The organism is Bibersteinia trehalosi USDA-ARS-USMARC-188 (genome assembly GCF_000521725.1).
In the GTDB taxonomy this organism is placed as follows: domain Bacteria; phylum Pseudomonadota; class Gammaproteobacteria; order Enterobacterales; family Pasteurellaceae; genus Bibersteinia; species Bibersteinia trehalosi.
The window spans coordinates 325,869-340,933 of the sequence record NZ_CP006954.1 but is presented as its reverse complement, the minus strand read 5'-3'; the positions used below and the strand labels follow the sequence as shown (position 1 = coordinate 340,933).

General features: G+C 36.7%; 14 protein-coding genes. 1 reads left to right on the top strand and 13 read right to left on the bottom strand.

Annotated elements, in window-relative coordinates:
• Nucleotides 1–78: 78 nt before the first annotated feature.
• The 11 genes from F542_RS01620 to rffG all read right to left on the bottom strand — a co-directional run bounded on the left by F542_RS01620 (nt 79) and on the right by rffG (nt 12,576).
• On the bottom strand, nt 79–2,103 hold the full coding sequence (locus tag F542_RS01620; protein WP_025266749.1) for a M13 family metallopeptidase: 2,025 nt from the start codon (nt 2,101–2,103) through the stop codon (nt 79–81).
• 73 nt (nt 2,104–2,176) lie between these two features.
• Nucleotides 2,177–3,136, bottom strand: a complete 960-nt coding sequence (hemH, locus tag F542_RS01615; RefSeq protein ID WP_025266748.1) for a ferrochelatase — start codon at nt 3,134–3,136, stop codon at nt 2,177–2,179.
• Nucleotides 3,137–3,215: 79 nt separating this feature from the next.
• The gene (gene wbaP, locus F542_RS01610) at nt 3,216–4,634 is read right to left on the bottom strand and encodes an undecaprenyl-phosphate galactose phosphotransferase WbaP (protein WP_015433336.1); all 1,419 of its coding nucleotides are present in this window, start codon (nt 4,632–4,634) and stop codon (nt 3,216–3,218) included.
• A 19-nt stretch (nt 4,635–4,653) separates the two neighbouring features.
• Nucleotides 4,654–5,574, bottom strand: coding sequence for a glycosyltransferase (locus tag F542_RS01605; RefSeq protein ID WP_015433337.1), 921 nt, complete (start codon nt 5,572–5,574; stop codon nt 4,654–4,656).
• Nucleotides 5,574–7,634 carry a glycosyltransferase family 25 protein gene (locus F542_RS01600; RefSeq protein WP_015433338.1) on the bottom strand — a complete coding sequence of 687 codons (2,061 nt, stop codon included), beginning with the start codon at nt 7,632–7,634 and terminating at the stop codon, nt 5,574–5,576. Before F542_RS01600 ends, F542_RS01605 begins: the two co-directional genes overlap by 1 nt.
• 24 nt (nt 7,635–7,658) lie before the next feature.
• The gene (locus tag F542_RS01595) at nt 7,659–8,411 is read right to left on the bottom strand and encodes an ABC transporter ATP-binding protein (protein ID WP_015433339.1); all 753 of its coding nucleotides are present in this window, start codon (nt 8,409–8,411) and stop codon (nt 7,659–7,661) included.
• A gap of 2 nt (nt 8,412–8,413) precedes the next feature.
• Complete coding sequence (locus tag F542_RS01590) at nt 8,414–9,196, bottom strand: ABC transporter permease (RefSeq protein WP_015433340.1); 783 nt, start codon at nt 9,194–9,196, stop codon at nt 8,414–8,416.
• Nucleotides 9,197–9,207: 11 nt separating this feature from the next.
• Entirely contained in the window at nt 9,208–9,747 is a 540-nt protein-coding gene (rfbC, locus tag F542_RS01585) for a dTDP-4-dehydrorhamnose 3,5-epimerase (RefSeq protein ID WP_015433341.1), read from the bottom strand.
• Nucleotides 9,744–10,628, bottom strand: coding sequence for a dTDP-4-dehydrorhamnose reductase (gene rfbD, locus F542_RS01580; protein WP_015433342.1), 885 nt, complete (start codon nt 10,626–10,628; stop codon nt 9,744–9,746). Before rfbD ends, rfbC begins: the two co-directional genes overlap by 4 nt.
• A complete protein-coding gene (gene rfbA, locus F542_RS01575) occupies nt 10,628–11,506 on the bottom strand; it encodes a glucose-1-phosphate thymidylyltransferase RfbA (protein WP_015433343.1) in 879 nt (292 codons plus the stop codon). The genes rfbD and rfbA overlap by 1 nt, the downstream gene beginning before the upstream one ends.
• A gap of 8 nt (nt 11,507–11,514) precedes the next feature.
• Nucleotides 11,515–12,576, bottom strand: a complete 1,062-nt coding sequence (gene rffG, locus F542_RS01570) for a dTDP-glucose 4,6-dehydratase (protein ID WP_015433344.1) — start codon at nt 12,574–12,576, stop codon at nt 11,515–11,517.
• A 125-nt stretch (nt 12,577–12,701) separates the two neighbouring features.
• Between rffG and erpA the strand changes: the two genes are divergently transcribed.
• Complete coding sequence (gene erpA / locus F542_RS01565) at nt 12,702–13,043, top strand: iron-sulfur cluster insertion protein ErpA (RefSeq protein ID WP_015433345.1); 342 nt, start codon at nt 12,702–12,704, stop codon at nt 13,041–13,043.
• A gap of 81 nt (nt 13,044–13,124) precedes the next feature.
• Here erpA and F542_RS10855 read toward each other — a convergent pair whose 3' ends face one another.
• Together F542_RS10855 and F542_RS01555 are read right to left on the bottom strand one after the other, a co-directional pair.
• On the bottom strand, nt 13,125–13,223 hold the full coding sequence (locus F542_RS10855; RefSeq protein ID WP_025266744.1) for a methionine/alanine import family NSS transporter small subunit: 99 nt from the start codon (nt 13,221–13,223) through the stop codon (nt 13,125–13,127).
• A gap of 1 nt (nt 13,224) precedes the next feature.
• Nucleotides 13,225–14,730 carry a sodium-dependent transporter gene (locus F542_RS01555; protein WP_015433346.1) on the bottom strand — a complete coding sequence of 502 codons (1,506 nt, stop codon included), beginning with the start codon at nt 14,728–14,730 and terminating at the stop codon, nt 13,225–13,227.
• Nucleotides 14,731–15,065: the final 335 nt, after the last annotated feature.

The following is a 15,065-nucleotide window of genomic DNA, read 5'->3' as shown; positions in this document are numbered from 1 at the left end:
AAACTTAGCTATTCTACCCGATTTTCCGCCCAGCCTGAACCGATAAATGGTCACAAGCGGGCAGATCCGAGCAGTTTTTTACCAAATTTGAATACGTTGATTAATCGGTTTAAACATTGCATCCCCCTGCTTAGTTGCGAATGCATTGTGAAAACCATGAATATTTAGAATTGGGGCAAATGCACGAAATTGCCCAGGTGCATGAGGATCACTTTTTACTTGGTGAGTAAGCGCTTGCACTGTAGCTTTGTTGCGCCATGAGCGTGTCCAGCTCATAAAAAATCGTTGATCTTGGGTTAGATTTTCAATCAATGGTACTTGCCCATGATCTTGCTCATACAGTTTTAAAGCATCATAAGCAATGCTCAAACCACCTAAATCAGCAATATTTTCACCTAAGGTAAAGCGGCCATTCACAAACACTTTTGGGACAACTTCAAATTGGTTAAATTGCTCAACTAATTGATCGGCAAGTTTTTCAAATTTTTGACGATCTTCTGTTGTCCACCAATCAGTAAGATTGCCATCACCATCAAATTTTGAGCCACTATCATCAAAACCATGGGTAATTTCATGCCCAATAATCGCCCCTATAGCACCAAAATTTACCGCAGGATCTGCATGAATATCATATAGTGGCGCTTGTAAAATCCCAGCAGGGAAGATAATACGATTCATCAATGGGCTATAAGAAGCATTGACTACTTGCGGCAACATGCCCCATTCGTATAAATCAACTGGCTTTCCAACTTTGCGTAAAGCATCCTGATAGTTCCATTTTGCAATTTCTTGCAAATTTTGATAAAGATTACCGCCTTGCTCTGTTGTTTTCAAACTCAACTGGCTGTAGTCTTTCCATTTATTTGGATAGCCCACTTCTACAATAAATTTATCTAATTTCGTTTTCGCTTTCTGCTTAGTGGTTTCTGACATCCAAGCTAAATTATCAATCCGTTGATGATAAGCTTTAACCAAATAACCAGCCATTTTATTTAAATCTTGTTTAGCTCTTACAGGGAAAAACTTGTCCACATAGAATTGCGCAAACTCTTGTCCAATTTGCCCGTTAATCAAACTCAATGCCCGCTTTTCTAGTGAACGCTGCTGTTGCTGTCCCACTAATTTTTTGCCAAAAAAAGTAAAACTGGCATCGTCTAGCGCTTTATTTAAATAAGGCGCGGCATCAGAAATTGTCCGAAAACGTAAATAATCTTTGATCACCGCTAAATTTTGCAAATTAATCAAAGAATCAAACCGCTTGATCCAGCGAGGCTCCCATACAATCACCTCATCCGTTTCTACCCCCACAGCATGTAAATAATCAGCAAGGTTAATATTTTTGCTTAGTGTAGCCAATTCATCCATAGAGTAGGGGTTATAGCGTTTTTCAATATCGCGACCTTCTTCATTTGTGAATAAACTTTGCGCAATTAGCTTCTCAAAAGCAACTATCGCTTTGGCTTTTTGCGTTGCCTGTTTTTCACCAATAAAACGCAGCATTTGTGCAATATAGTCTTGATAGAGCTTGAGCGTCTGACGATTTTCCGGTGTATCTTTTTGATAGTAATCATTGCTTAAAACTAAATCTTGATTACTAAAATAGATAGCGTTTTGGCGCGAATTTTTGAGATGTGCAAATACCGACCAGCCAAATAGCATTTCGTTACCTTGTTTGGTCTCCTCAATGAGGTAATGATTTAAATCCGCCAATGTTTTAATTTGGTCGATTTTTGCCAACTCGGACTGAATTGGGGCAAGCCCTAATTGTTCTCTGGTTTCTAAATCGGTATAAGTTTGATAGAGTGCATTTAAACGCATAGCACGCGGATCTTTTGCAAATTTTGGCTCAGAAATCACCGCTTGTAACAACGCAATAGCGCGTTTTTCATTAATTTCATTCAACTCGGCTAACGTCCCCCACGAGGTACGATCAGCCGGAATTTGAGCACTTTCTTGCCACTTACCATTTACATAACGATAAAAATCATGCTGTGGAGCAACATTGTCATCCATACCTTCAGTTAATGTACTTTGATATGTTTTTGTGCCATGACAAGCGCTCAAGACTGCCAATGAAATGAGGGAAATGAATAATTTTTTCATGCTTGCTCCTATAACAAGCGCACCATTATCACCGCATAGTTGTAAAATGATCGTGATCGTAGCGCGCTTAAATTTAGATTTTCTCTTCAATTAAACTTACCAGTAACTTGATATGATCAGCTTTCGCATTTAATGCTTCAATATAACGATAGCTTTCCCCACCTGCATGGATAAAGTTTTCTTTATTTTCTTCGGCAATTTCTTCGATTGTTTCAAGGCAATCTGCCGCAAATCCAGGACAAATCACCGCCACCTTTTTCACTCCTTCGCGAGGAAAGCGCATTAATGTTTCATCAGTATACGGTTGTAGCCAAACTTCATCGCCAAAGCGAGATTGAAACGACATAAACCACTGTTTTTCAGTCAATCCCAATTCTTTTGCCACTAACTTAGCCGTGGTTTGACAATGTTCAGGGTAACAATCGCCTTCCGCCGCATAACGCAGTGGAATACCATGGAATGAAAAAAGTAATAACTCATCTTCTGCTAATTGCACACTATTGGCTAAGGCTTTAATGTAAAGTGGGTGATTGTGGTAATTATGAATAAATTCAAACGGCACCATTTTCTTATGCTGCGCTTGTCCTCGGGCAAAAGCATCAAACACCGAAGCAGTCGTGCTTGAGCTGTATTGAGGATAAAGCGGTAATACAATGATTTTCTCAACATTTTGCTGTAACAAATTAGAAACCGCGCTTTCAATGCTTGGAGAGCCATAACTCATACCTAATTCCACCACAACATCTTTGCCTTTAGCATGAAAATAAGTTTGGAGAGATCTTTGCTGTTGGCGGGAAATAGCTAACAATGGTGAGCCCTGCTCTGTCCAGATACCTTTGTAAGCTTTTGCTACTTTCGGCGAACGTTTAGGTAAAACAAAAAGATTTAAGATAAGCTGCCATTTCAATTTAGGCAGATCAATAACTCGAGGATCACTCAAAAATTGCTTAAGATAGCGTTTAACCGCCGGCGTGGTAGGCTCATCTGGCGTACCTAAATTCGCTAACAGTACACCTATTCTTTCATTTCTCATGCTAGAAATTCCTTATAATTGCTATTCACAAACCTATTATAGTGAATTTCCAGCAAGCAGGCTATTTATCAAAATAAGCTTAATATGCGCCTTTCTTTGTTATAAGAATAGTCATTGTCTTAAATAAAATCACTACATCATTCCAAAGTGACCAATTTTTTACGTACCACGTATCAAAATAAACTCGTTTAGCATAATCTACATCATTCCGACCACTCACTTGCCACAGACCGGTCATTCCAGGTTTTGCCATTAAATAATACTCCACCTCATCGTGATAGCGGGCAAGCTCTTCTTTAACGACAGGACGAGGACCAACTAGGCTCATATCTCCCTTTAGCACATTCCATAGCTGAGGTAACTCATCTAGACTCGTACGGCGTAAGAAATATCCAATAGGAGTTATTCTTGGATCATCTTTTAATTTAAAATCTCGCTCCCACTCTACTTTTGCAAGCGGGTCATTTCTCAATAAATTTTGCAAAACCTCTTCAGAATTTAGCACCATTGTGCGGAATTTTAAACAAGAAAATATTTTGCCATTTTGCCCAATACGCTTATGCTCATAAATCGCTTTGCCACCATCTTGACGAATTTTTACCGCTAACCATACAAATAGTGGAGCAAGAATAACTAAACCAACACTAGATAAAACAATATCTACACTACGTTTAATTAAGCGAGAAGAACGCTTTGCAAGGTTATGATTAATACGAAGCAAAATCACATCATAGCTAAATAAAAAAGACATATCTGTGCTATAAAGTGGCAGCCCACGCAAGCTTGGAATCACGGAGACAGAGCGATAATTCTGTTTAGAAAGATAGCGTAACCATTTATCCCTCTCTTCTACATCATTATCATCTAGTGCAATAATAAATTGATCCGATTTATCGCTAACTAATTTCCACAGACCCTTTTCAAAATTCTGGATAACGGGAATACCTAGTTTTGAAAGCTCAATTGATGGCTTATCTGAAACAAAATATTTTACATTCAAACCTAAATAAGGTTCACTTTGCAATGCGCGATAAGCATCTATTGCATTTTCACCACCGCCTATGATGATTGTTTTTTTCAGATAGAATTTTCGCTTAATTAGCCACTTTTTCAAATAAATCCGCCCAAGTGGTACTAAAATGAAAGAGATTAACCAAACCATTGCCCATAAATAACGAGAAAAATAGAGCTTAGAGAAGCCAATAATTGCCAATTCCATAACAGCAAGAATAAGCAAGGTACGTAAGATCTCTTTAAGTTCAAACCAGAAGGGTTTACGATAGGTGTAATGACGTAGGCGTAGCCAGAACCATAGTACACCAAAACAGACTAACGAAAAATGAATTGCTAGCCTATCTGAAACTTCATTTAAAGGCACATAGGTTTCAAAATCATTCGATATATAAAATAAAAGTATAATGCTTAACAGCAATGACAAGGTAAAAAAACAAAGATCTGTGAGTGCTAAAATATATTTTGAATAAATTTGCTTTTTCATCGTATTTTTATACCCACTATCATTTCCATTCCCAATAAAAACCATGCATGCTTAACTTCTGCCTCCAAGTAGAAGGAAGTTTTTTCCAATGTAAACCTAGCTTGAATCCAATATATTTACAAAGGGTTGAACAGAATGCTTTAGGTAACCAAAGCGGTGCATTTCTAGCTAAATAGCCTAATTCAGAACAGACAAATTTTTTACCTTCACTACTAGCGTTACCAAATTGCCGCCCAATCCACGGCTCACAAGCTTGGAAAACCCCCGTATCAAAATAACGCTGAAACTCTTGTTTAAGAGTATAATTGTGAGAATGCTGCACAACAGCTTTTGCACAATAAGCAACTTTAAAGCCAGCTAAAATCATTTTAGCACTTAAATACATATCTTCAGCAAGAATGGTATTTCTGGGAAAACCACCTAACTGCTTAAAAACACTTTTACGATACGCAGCAAAAGAATTTGACATAAATACCGTTTTGATACCTAAATCAGCAATATCCTCTTTTGTTTTTATTCGACTTTCAGACGGATAATTAAACAACCGTGCGTGAGCAGCCAACGGATTGGCATCGGAGTGTGGAAGCTGTCGTCCACAAACTGCTGCCACTTGAGGATCTTCAAACGGTTTAAGTAAGTTTTCTAACGCATTCTCATCGGCAAGTAGTGCATCTTGAGTCATAAACACCAAAATCTCACACTGCGGATCAGCAAACTGTACTGCTAAATCCCGAGTTCCACCGTGATTAAAATCTAATTTTGCAATTTTATGCACAAAAAAGCCCGCTTGCTTAGCAAGCATGGCGGTATTGTCTGTAGATGACGAATCAATCACAATTACTTTATTTGCTTTCAGCGATTGTGATTGATAACGATTGATCCAAGTTTTCCAAAGAGAACCCGCATTGTAAGTTGGAATAATTAAATTAAATGCTATCATTACACTTTATGATTAAAATTCTTTATCTTCTCAGACAATTTTCTTTCACTTGTTTTAATCATTTCTGAATAAATAGAATTATTCGCACCCCATAATGTTGAATGTAAATCTTCTTTATGTCCGACTAAATATGGGTTAGTCGTAATTGTTATACATTCCACAGTATTTTCGATAAAACGATCTACCGCATTTTCTTCAACATTATGATTTTTTTCATCCCAAGCCAATAATTTAGGATAAAACTTCTCTGAATAAATATTGAAGACCATACTTGTCATTTTATCAAGGTGAATATAGGCATTACCGTTACTATTTTCTATAGTTAATATTTTTACATTACTATGTAAATCAGCAATCAATCCTGAAAAAACATCCCAATCATTCTTACTATTCAAGTAGTCCTTAATTTGGCTATATTTCTGTTCAAAGCCTTGTTTAAACTCAACATCATCTTCACAAATCGTAATTTGTTTTATTTTTTGTTCTTGAGCTTTTTTAAGCATAAACTTATAGCTCATTCCACAACCAATCCAGCCTTTTTTATGCCTCAACCCCGGGAATAACTGAATGTTATAGTGGTTATCTTTTTCGAAATCAGTAATACGATCTACTGATTCAGGTAATCCTAAACAGATAAAGTCAGTATCAAAATGAATATGGCGACCAGCAATTTCATAGAATTTTTCAAAGTCAATCCAATCATTTGCTAGCATAAAACGCATAAAATAATACTCAAACCAATTCGGAGATTGATTTAAATAATCAATATTAAATCGAATCTGTTCTTTACGTTTTTCATCATTTTTAAGCCAAAAGTCAACTCTCTCACACATAGCATCAACATCGCCAACTTCAATGAAATCAATACATTTTTGCATATCTTTATGTTTATCAATATCTGAACTTGTTTCTGAAACTATTAGCTTATTCAAAGAAAGACACTCATATAAACGGGTTGTTTCTAACAAAGCCCCTTCATAATAATGAATATTCACAATAACTTTTGCCTTATTTAGCTCTTTATAAAGCTCCTCTCCAAAAACATCTTTAACTATTTTTACTTTAAATTTCTTAGATAGATTTTCAATAAATTTCTTACGACGTTCATTATTTATATCCCCATAAAATAAAACATCATACTCTTCTTTATCTGAACTTATATAATCTTCTGCGTAATAAGCATTATAAGCTAAAGGCATAAAATAAATTTGTTGATAATATAATCCTTTAGATTGTAAAAACTTGATATTTTCTAAAGAATAATCAAAGATGGCATAAGAATTCTCTAACGTACGAATATAATTATCTGTAAACCAGCGAGAGCTGACTGATTGTTCTAATTGAAAGGCAATATAAACGCTCGGTAACTCATCAAACATCTGTGGGCAAATAACAAAATGTATACCATCACCAAATCCATTTACAGGCTTACCATAAACAATATCAGAGGATATATTTAATTTGTTCAAATTTTCCTGAATTAATTTCGCTATGAAAAAACAATGCTTTGTTGTTAAGATATAAATCTGTCTCTGTTTATGTAGTTCAAATACAGCTTTATTTACTGATACACGATTATTCACATCTCTAGTAATATTTAACACTTTATTAATTGCATACTTAACACCGTATTTTTTAGTCGCAATAATTCCTTTCTTAATAAGGCTAGGCTCTTTAGCAATTCTAGATAATAATGAAAGAGATTTTTTTATGATCTTCATCATTATTCTTAGCGGTCTTGTTATTTTCCAAGAAAGACTATTTTCAAATAAAGCAATTGTTGCTCTCAAAGATCGTACATCAGCATGCAGATTAGCATTAACTTGTGCTAATAATTCTACTTTATGCCCTAAGGTAATAATTTCTTCTTGTTTAGATCTTACCTCTATTTCAAACTCTTTTTTCTTTTGTTGATAACTATGCTTTAGTAATCTATTATTTTGATTGCTATGCATAAACTTCTCTTTTAAATTAGAAATCTCTTCATATTTATCTTTTAATTGTGATATTAAATACATTTCCATATCAGAATTAGACTTAGGCAAATTTTGTTTTTCCATTTAAATAACCTTGGATATAATAATTTAAGAATTAACGACACCTAAATAATGGTGATAAGATTGTAATACGGTATCCGTAAAGCCAATCTCTTTTACACACCCTTTATCTAACCATATTGCATTTTGACACAGCTCTTTCACTTGATCCGCCGTATGAGAAACAAATAGTAATGTAGTACCATCAGCTAACATAGCTTCCATTCGTTTTTGACATTTTTGCTGAAAAGCAATATCTCCAACCGCTAAAACCTCATCAACAATAAGAATTTCTGGTTTTACAACTGTGGCAATAGAAAAACCCAAACGTGCAGCCATACCTGACGAGAAATTTTTAATTGGCATATCTAAAAAATCTTTCAGCTCTGCAAATTCAACTATTTCATCAAATTTTTCTTGAATAAATTTTTTACTGTATCCCAGTATCACACCATTTAGATAAATATTTTCCCTAGCGGTCAGGTCCCAATTAAAACCTGCTCCTAATTCAATCAAAGGAGAAATATTTCCAGTAATATTAACATTGCCTCTAGAGGGCTTTAATATACCACAAATTAATTTTAATAAAGTAGACTTACCTGAGCCATTTGTACCGATCAACCCCCAAGACTCCCCTTTTTTTACTTGGAAGTTAATATCTTTTAAAGCATAAAATTCTTCAAACATCAGCTCTTTTTTTAACAGCTTTATTACATATTCTTTCAAGCCAGTTACATTTTCCGAAGACTTATTAAAAATAACTGAAGCATTACTTACATCAATTACAATATCTTTATCCATAATTATATATATAAAATAAACTCATCCTGTTTTCTACTAAAAACAAACAACCCTATAATGAATACCAAAACTGAAATTGTTAAACCACAAAATATATCAAACATACATAAGGCATTACCATATAAAACTATCTCTCTAAATTGAAAAAGATAATGATACATAGGGTTTAAAGCTGTATATAAGTTACGGTAACTATCAGGAATAATACTCACTGGATAGAAAATTGGCGTTAGATACATCCACATTGTAACAAATACATTCCAGAGATATTGTATATCTCGAAAAAACACAGAAATAGTAGATAGAACGAAACTTAGTCCTAAACTAAAAATATATAACTGTACTATAACAATAGGGAAAAACAATAAACTCCAGCTAATTTCTACATCGCTAAATATAACAACAATAAATAATGCGATCAAAGAAAATAAAAAATTCACTAATGCACTAGTGACTTTTGATAGCGTAAATATATATTTAGGTAAATAGGTCTTCTTTAATAAAGGTGCATTTTCAACAATAGCATTTGCAGAGCTATTTGTTGCTTCTGCCATAAAGCCAAAAATAACTTGACCTGCAAGAAGATAAACTGGGAAATTGGGAATATCAAAACGGAAAATATTAGAGAATACAACCACCAATACCATCATCATTAATAATGGGTTAAGAATACTCCAAACATAGCCCAAATAACTACGGCGATATTTGAGTTTTATATCTTTTACGACCAATTGTTCTAAAAGTTCACCATACTTCCAAGATGAAATTAATTTAGATAATAACATTCGTTTTATTCCTAAAATGTTACAGCATCCTGTAAACTTTTCCCAGCCAAATCTTTCGCAGACAAGCTAGGCTCACCTTCTAAATGCCATTCAATTCCCACAGAAGGATCATTCCAAATTAAGGAATGCTCCGCTTTTGGATTGTAATAATCGGTGCATTTATATACAAATTCTGCCTCATCACTTAACACATAAAAACCGTGTGCAAAGCCTTCGGGTACCCAAAGTTGGCGTTTATTTTCAGCTGATAAAATTTCAGCAACATATTGCCCAAAAGTTGGTGAGCTTTTGCGTAAATCCACTGCCACATCAAGCACTGCTCCACTCACTACTCGGACTAATTTGCCCTGCGTATTTTCTGTTTGGTAATGTAAACCACGTAATACACCTTTTACGGATTTTGAATGATTTTCTTGTACGAAAGTGCGATTTGCCACATTTTGCTTAAACCATTCATCTCGGAAAGTTTCCATAAAAAAGCCTCGTTCATCACCGAAAACTTGTGGCTCTAATAATTTAACTTCTGGGATTTTCGTTTCAATAATTTTCATTGTTTTTCCTGATAATCTTTTAAATGCAACAAGGCTTTACGCCAATCACTTGGTTTAATACCAAACGCCTGTTGGATTTTCGTTAAATCCAAACGAGAATTTGCCGGGCGTTTCGCAGGTGTTGGATAATCACTAGTTGAAATGGCATTCACAAGCGGTGCTTTTTCTAGCATTTTTTGCAAAATGGCTTGTTGGAAAATTTCTTCGGCAAAGCCGTGCCAGCTGATGTAAGGCTGTCCGCTAAAATGGTATATGCCAAACGCATTATGTTTGCCTGTTAAAATTTGGTTGGCAATCTCAATCAATGCCGCTGCAATATCCCCTGCATAGGTTGGCGCCCCAATTTGATCGGCTACTACACCAAGTGTTTCACGTTCCTTACCTAATCTCAACATAGTTTTGACAAAGTTATGCCCGTGTTCACCAAACACCCAAGCAGTACGTAGTATCACCGATTTAGGGTTTGCATTTAATACCGCTATTTCACCCGCTTGTTTGGTTCTGCCATAAACACCTTGCGGATCAACACGATCATCTTCTGTGTAAGCTTGGTTGCCTTGCCCATTAAACACATAATCAGTGGAAATATGTAGCATTAACGCACCAATCTCCGCACTCGCTTCGGCAAGATATTTTGCCCCATTAACATTGATCGCTTCAGATAATGCTGTTTCACTTTCCGCACGATCGACCGCTGTATGAGCTGCAGCGTTAATAATCACATCAGGTTGAAATTCTGCAACCGTACGAAATACCGCCTCACGATCGGTAATATCTAATTTATCCCGATCTACGGCTAATACTTCTGCTTTACCTTGCAATTGCTGCGTTAAGCAAAATCCGACTTGCCCATTTGCACCTGTAATCAAAAATTTTGCCATTATTCGTTTCCTTTGATTAAGCGTAACAAATACTGACCATACTCATTTTTGCTCATTGGTTTGGCTATTTGTTCAACTTGTTCCGATGAAAGCCAGCCATTTCGCCACGCAATTTCTTCTAAACATGCTACCTGTAAATTCTGAATGTTTTGCACCGTACGCACAAATGAAGAAGCTTCGTGAAGGCTGGCGTGCGTGCCTGTATCTAACCAAGCAAAGCCACGCCCTAAAATTTGCACATTAAGCGAGCCATCATTGAGATACATTTCATTTAAAGTGGTAATTTCTAGCTCTCCACGTGCCGAAGGTTTAACTTGTTTGGCAAATTCCACCACACGATTATCGTAAAAATATAAGCCTGTTACTGCCCAATCGGATTTTGGTTGGCTTGGTTTTTCTTCAATCGAAACTGCACGGTAGTTCTCATCAAATTCCACGACACCAAAACGCTCAGGATCTTTGACTTGATAGCCAAATACGGTTGCTCTGCCTTGTTCTGCATCGGCTTTGGCATTGTGTAGTGTTTGAGTAAAACTTTGCCCATAGAAAATGTTATCACCTAATACCAAGCAAACACTCTCATCACCGATAAATTCTTCGCCAATTAAAAATGCCTGTGCTAAACCATCAGGGCTAGGTTGAATAGCATATTCCAATTTAATACCGAAATCAGCACCATCACCCAGTAAACGGCGGAAACTGGCGTTATCTTCAGGGGTAGTAATAATGAGTATTTCACGGATTCCGGCTAGCATTAACACGGAAAGCGGATAATAGATCATCGGTTTATCGTAAACAGGCAAAAGCTGTTTAGATACGCCACGAGTAATCGGATAAAGGCGAGTGCCAGAACCGCCTGCGAGAATAATCCCTTTCATTTTTCCCCCTATTTTGTGCCTAAACGTTCCATATTGTATGAACCGTCTAACACACGCTTCCACCAGTTTTCATTGGCTAAATACCATTCCACCGTTTTACGAATACCGCTTTCAAAAGTTTCTTGCGGTGTCCAGCCCAATTCACGCCCAATTTTTGCTGCATCAATCGCATAACGCACATCGTGTCCTGGTCGGTCTGTTACATAGGTAATCAAATCTTCGTATTTTGCGACCCCTGCTGGTTTATTTGGTACAAGTTCTTCCAATAAGGCACAGATGGTACGCACTACTTCAATGTTCGCTTTTTCATTGTGTCCGCCAATGTTGTAGGTTTCACCTACCGCCCCTTCGGTAACCACTTTATACAAGGCTCGTGCGTGATCTTCGACAAACAACCAATCACGAATTTGCATACCATTGCCGTAAACAGGCAATTTTTTACCGCTGATTGCATTTAAAATCATCAATGGAATCAATTTTTCGGGGAAGTGGAAAGGCCCATAATTATTAGAACAGTTGGTTACAATCGTTGGCAAACCATAAGTGCGTAACCACGCACGCACTAAATGATCGCTAGATGCTTTGGACGCAGAATAAGGGCTACTCGGGGCATAAGGCGTGGTTTCGGTGAATAGATCGTCCGTCCCTTCTAAATCGCCATAAACTTCATCGGTTGAAATATGGTGGAAACGGAATGCGGATTTTTTATCGTCTGGTAAGCCATTCCAGTAGTTACGAGCAGCTTCTAATAATGTGTAAGTACCAACGATATTGGTTTCAATAAATGCCGCTGGTCCATCAATAGAGCGATCTACGTGGCTTTCAGCCGCCAAATGCATGACTGCATCAGGCTGATATTGAGTAAACACACGATCTAACTCTGCACGATTACAAATATCTACCTGTTCAAAATGATAACGAGGACTATTAGCCACACTTTCAAGCGATTCCAAATTACCTGCATAGGTCAATTTATCTAGATTGATAACTGTATCTTGGGTGTGGTTAATAATATGGCGCACCACCGCAGAGCCAATAAAGCCCGCACCGCCTGTGATGAGGATTTTCATAATTGCCTTTTGAAAAGTAAAAACTTTTTAGAATTATAACAGAAAGGAAAACTTAATCTATCATTGCCCTAGGCAAACAATTATTAGATAATAACCTAATTTATAAATCTTGATCTAAAACAAAAATGAACGATATCAACATTCCTCTGACTTTCACCGATGCGGCAGCAAACAAGGTGAAGTTCCTTATCGAAGGCGAAGATAATCCAAACCTACGTTTACGTGTTTATATCACTGGCGGTGGCTGTAGTGGTTTCCAATATGGCTTTACATTCGATGATCAAATTAATGACGGTGATTTGACCGTAGAAAATCAAAATGTTGGCTTGGTGGTCGATCCAATGAGCTTACAATATTTGATTGGGGCAACAGTGGATTATGTCGATGGCTTAGAAGGTTCCCGTTTTGTGGTACAAAATCCAAATGCCAGTTCGACCTGCGGCTGTGGCTCTTCGTTCAGCATCTAATTATTTGTGAAAAAATGGTCAAAAAAGACCGCTTGTATCACACATACTACAAGCGGTCTCTTTTTAGACTAAATTGGCAAACTATTGCTCTTCTTTTGGCAAGCGTTTAATTGCAAAAGCTAATCCCCCCCAAAGAATTGCCATTGCAACAAGCATAGTTATAATTGCTGCGCTACTCATATTATGCTCCTTTTACTTCATGTTTCCATGGCAGACGAGAAAGTAAGTAAGACACGACGACTAAAGCAATCGCCATACCCCATCCAAACGTATTTACAAACCAACTTGGATAACCTTCATAGCCTTCGGAGTACACTTTTGCTCCTTCGCTGAATAACATAAAGGCGAGGATACCTGTGGTTACTACAATACATAAGCGCCAGATAAAGCCTACTTTGAATGATGACGTTTCATTTAAATGATCACCTAATACGCCTAATTTTTCGTTTGCTACAATTGCGATCAAAGAAACAAAGGCAACCGCAACAATACCAAAATAATTCACGAATTTATCGAACACATCTAACATTGGTAAGCCAGTGGTTGTACCAAATAAAATCACAGAAACAAACATCATTGGTAAACCAACCATAAAGGTTGCTTTTGCACGGCGTAAATTGAATTTATCTTGTACCGCAGAGATAATAACTTCAATAACAGAAATGAAAGAAGTTAAAGCCGCAAAGGTTAATGAACCAAAGAATAAAATACCGAGTAATGTACCAAATGGTGCTTCGTTAATAATCGTTGGGAAAGCAAAGAAAGCTAAGCCAATACCGCCTTTTGCCACTTCATTAACCTCTGAACCTGCTGCTGTTGCCATAAAACCTAATGCAGCAAACACACCGATACCTGCCAACAATTCAAAACTTGAGTTAGCAAAACCAACTACCAAGCCTGACCCCGTTAAATCTGTGTCTTTCTTCAAGTAAGAAGAATAGGTGATCATAATCCCAAAACAGATAGAAAGAGAGAAGAAAATTTGACCATAAGCGGCAATCCACACACTTGGATCAGTTAATTTTGACCAATCTGGAGTAAAGAGTGCATCTAAGCCTTTTGCAGCCCCTGGTAAGGTTAAAGCGTAGCCAACTAAGGTTAAAAACATCACGATTAACACCGGCATTAAGATATTTGCCGATTTAGAAATTCCTTTTTGAATCCCTAACGCTAATACACCTAATGCAACAAGCCATACAGCAATTAATGGGCCGGTTACCATACCAACAAATTCAAAGCTTACGCCATTAGCTATATCGCCCATTTTTAAGAATTCGCCAATAAAGAAATCAACCGGTTTATCTCCCCAAGCGCCGCTAATTGAGAAATAGGTATAGCTCGCTGCCCAACCTAAAACCACTGCATAGTAAACACCAATAATCACATTGATCATCACCTGCCACCAACCAAAGGTTTCAAATTTAGGAACAAAACGATGGAAAGAAAGTGGTGCACCACCACGATGTTTATGCCCGATGGCATAATCTAAGAAAAGCAGCGGAATCCCTGCGGTTAATAGAGCAATTAGATAAGGCACAATAAATGCACCGCCACCATTTTCATAAGTGGTATAAGGGAAACGCCAGATATTGCCAAGACCAACAGCAGAGCCGATGGCAGCTAAAATAAACGCACTACGTCCAGAGAAGGTTTCTCTTTTCGGTGCTTTTGAATTTGAATTAGACACAGTAAGTACCTCAAATATAGTTAATACCTATTTATTAAAACGAGTCAGTACCTATTGACATTTGGTTCAACTTAACAAATAAGCCCTAACTTCTCATCATTTTAAATAGAATTCCTATTGCGACAGATTCGCAAGGTTAGAAACTATGCCTAATTATTTTATCAATGTAAAGTGCTAAAAATCTGACACATTGAAGCAATTTTAGAAACAAAAAACCATAATTTTAAATAATCATGGTTTTTTATTCTAATTTATTTTCCAAAGCAGTTCTTTACACTAACTGAAAAGATAAAATGCAGAACAACCTCATGTTAAAAATTTCTCAATAATTTAAC

Coding starts and splice junctions, on each gene's coding strand:
- F542_RS01620 (WP_025266749.1), bottom strand. CDS start 2,103: ATGAAAAAATTATTCATTTCCCTCATTTCATTGGCAGTCTTGAGCGCT.
- hemH (WP_025266748.1), bottom strand. CDS start 3,136: ATGAGAAATGAAAGAATAGGTGTACTGTTAGCGAATTTAGGTACGCCA.
- wbaP (WP_015433336.1), bottom strand. CDS start 4,634: ATGAAAAAGCAAATTTATTCAAAATATATTTTAGCACTCACAGATCTT.
- F542_RS01605 (WP_015433337.1), bottom strand. CDS start 5,574: ATGATAGCATTTAATTTAATTATTCCAACTTACAATGCGGGTTCTCTT.
- F542_RS01600 (WP_015433338.1), bottom strand. CDS start 7,634: ATGGAAAAACAAAATTTGCCTAAGTCTAATTCTGATATGGAAATGTAT.
- F542_RS01595 (WP_015433339.1), bottom strand. CDS start 8,411: ATGGATAAAGATATTGTAATTGATGTAAGTAATGCTTCAGTTATTTTT.
- F542_RS01590 (WP_015433340.1), bottom strand. CDS start 9,196: ATGTTATTATCTAAATTAATTTCATCTTGGAAGTATGGTGAACTTTTA.
- rfbC (WP_015433341.1), bottom strand. CDS start 9,747: ATGAAAATTATTGAAACGAAAATCCCAGAAGTTAAATTATTAGAGCCA.
- rfbD (WP_015433342.1), bottom strand. CDS start 10,628: ATGGCAAAATTTTTGATTACAGGTGCAAATGGGCAAGTCGGATTTTGC.
- rfbA (WP_015433343.1), bottom strand. CDS start 11,506: ATGAAAGGGATTATTCTCGCAGGCGGTTCTGGCACTCGCCTTTATCCG.
- rffG (WP_015433344.1), bottom strand. CDS start 12,576: ATGAAAATCCTCATCACAGGCGGTGCGGGCTTTATTGGCTCTGCGGTG.
- erpA (WP_015433345.1), top strand. CDS start 12,702: ATGAACGATATCAACATTCCTCTGACTTTCACCGATGCGGCAGCAAAC.
- F542_RS10855 (WP_025266744.1), bottom strand. CDS start 13,223: ATGAGTAGCGCAGCAATTATAACTATGCTTGTTGCAATGGCAATTCTT.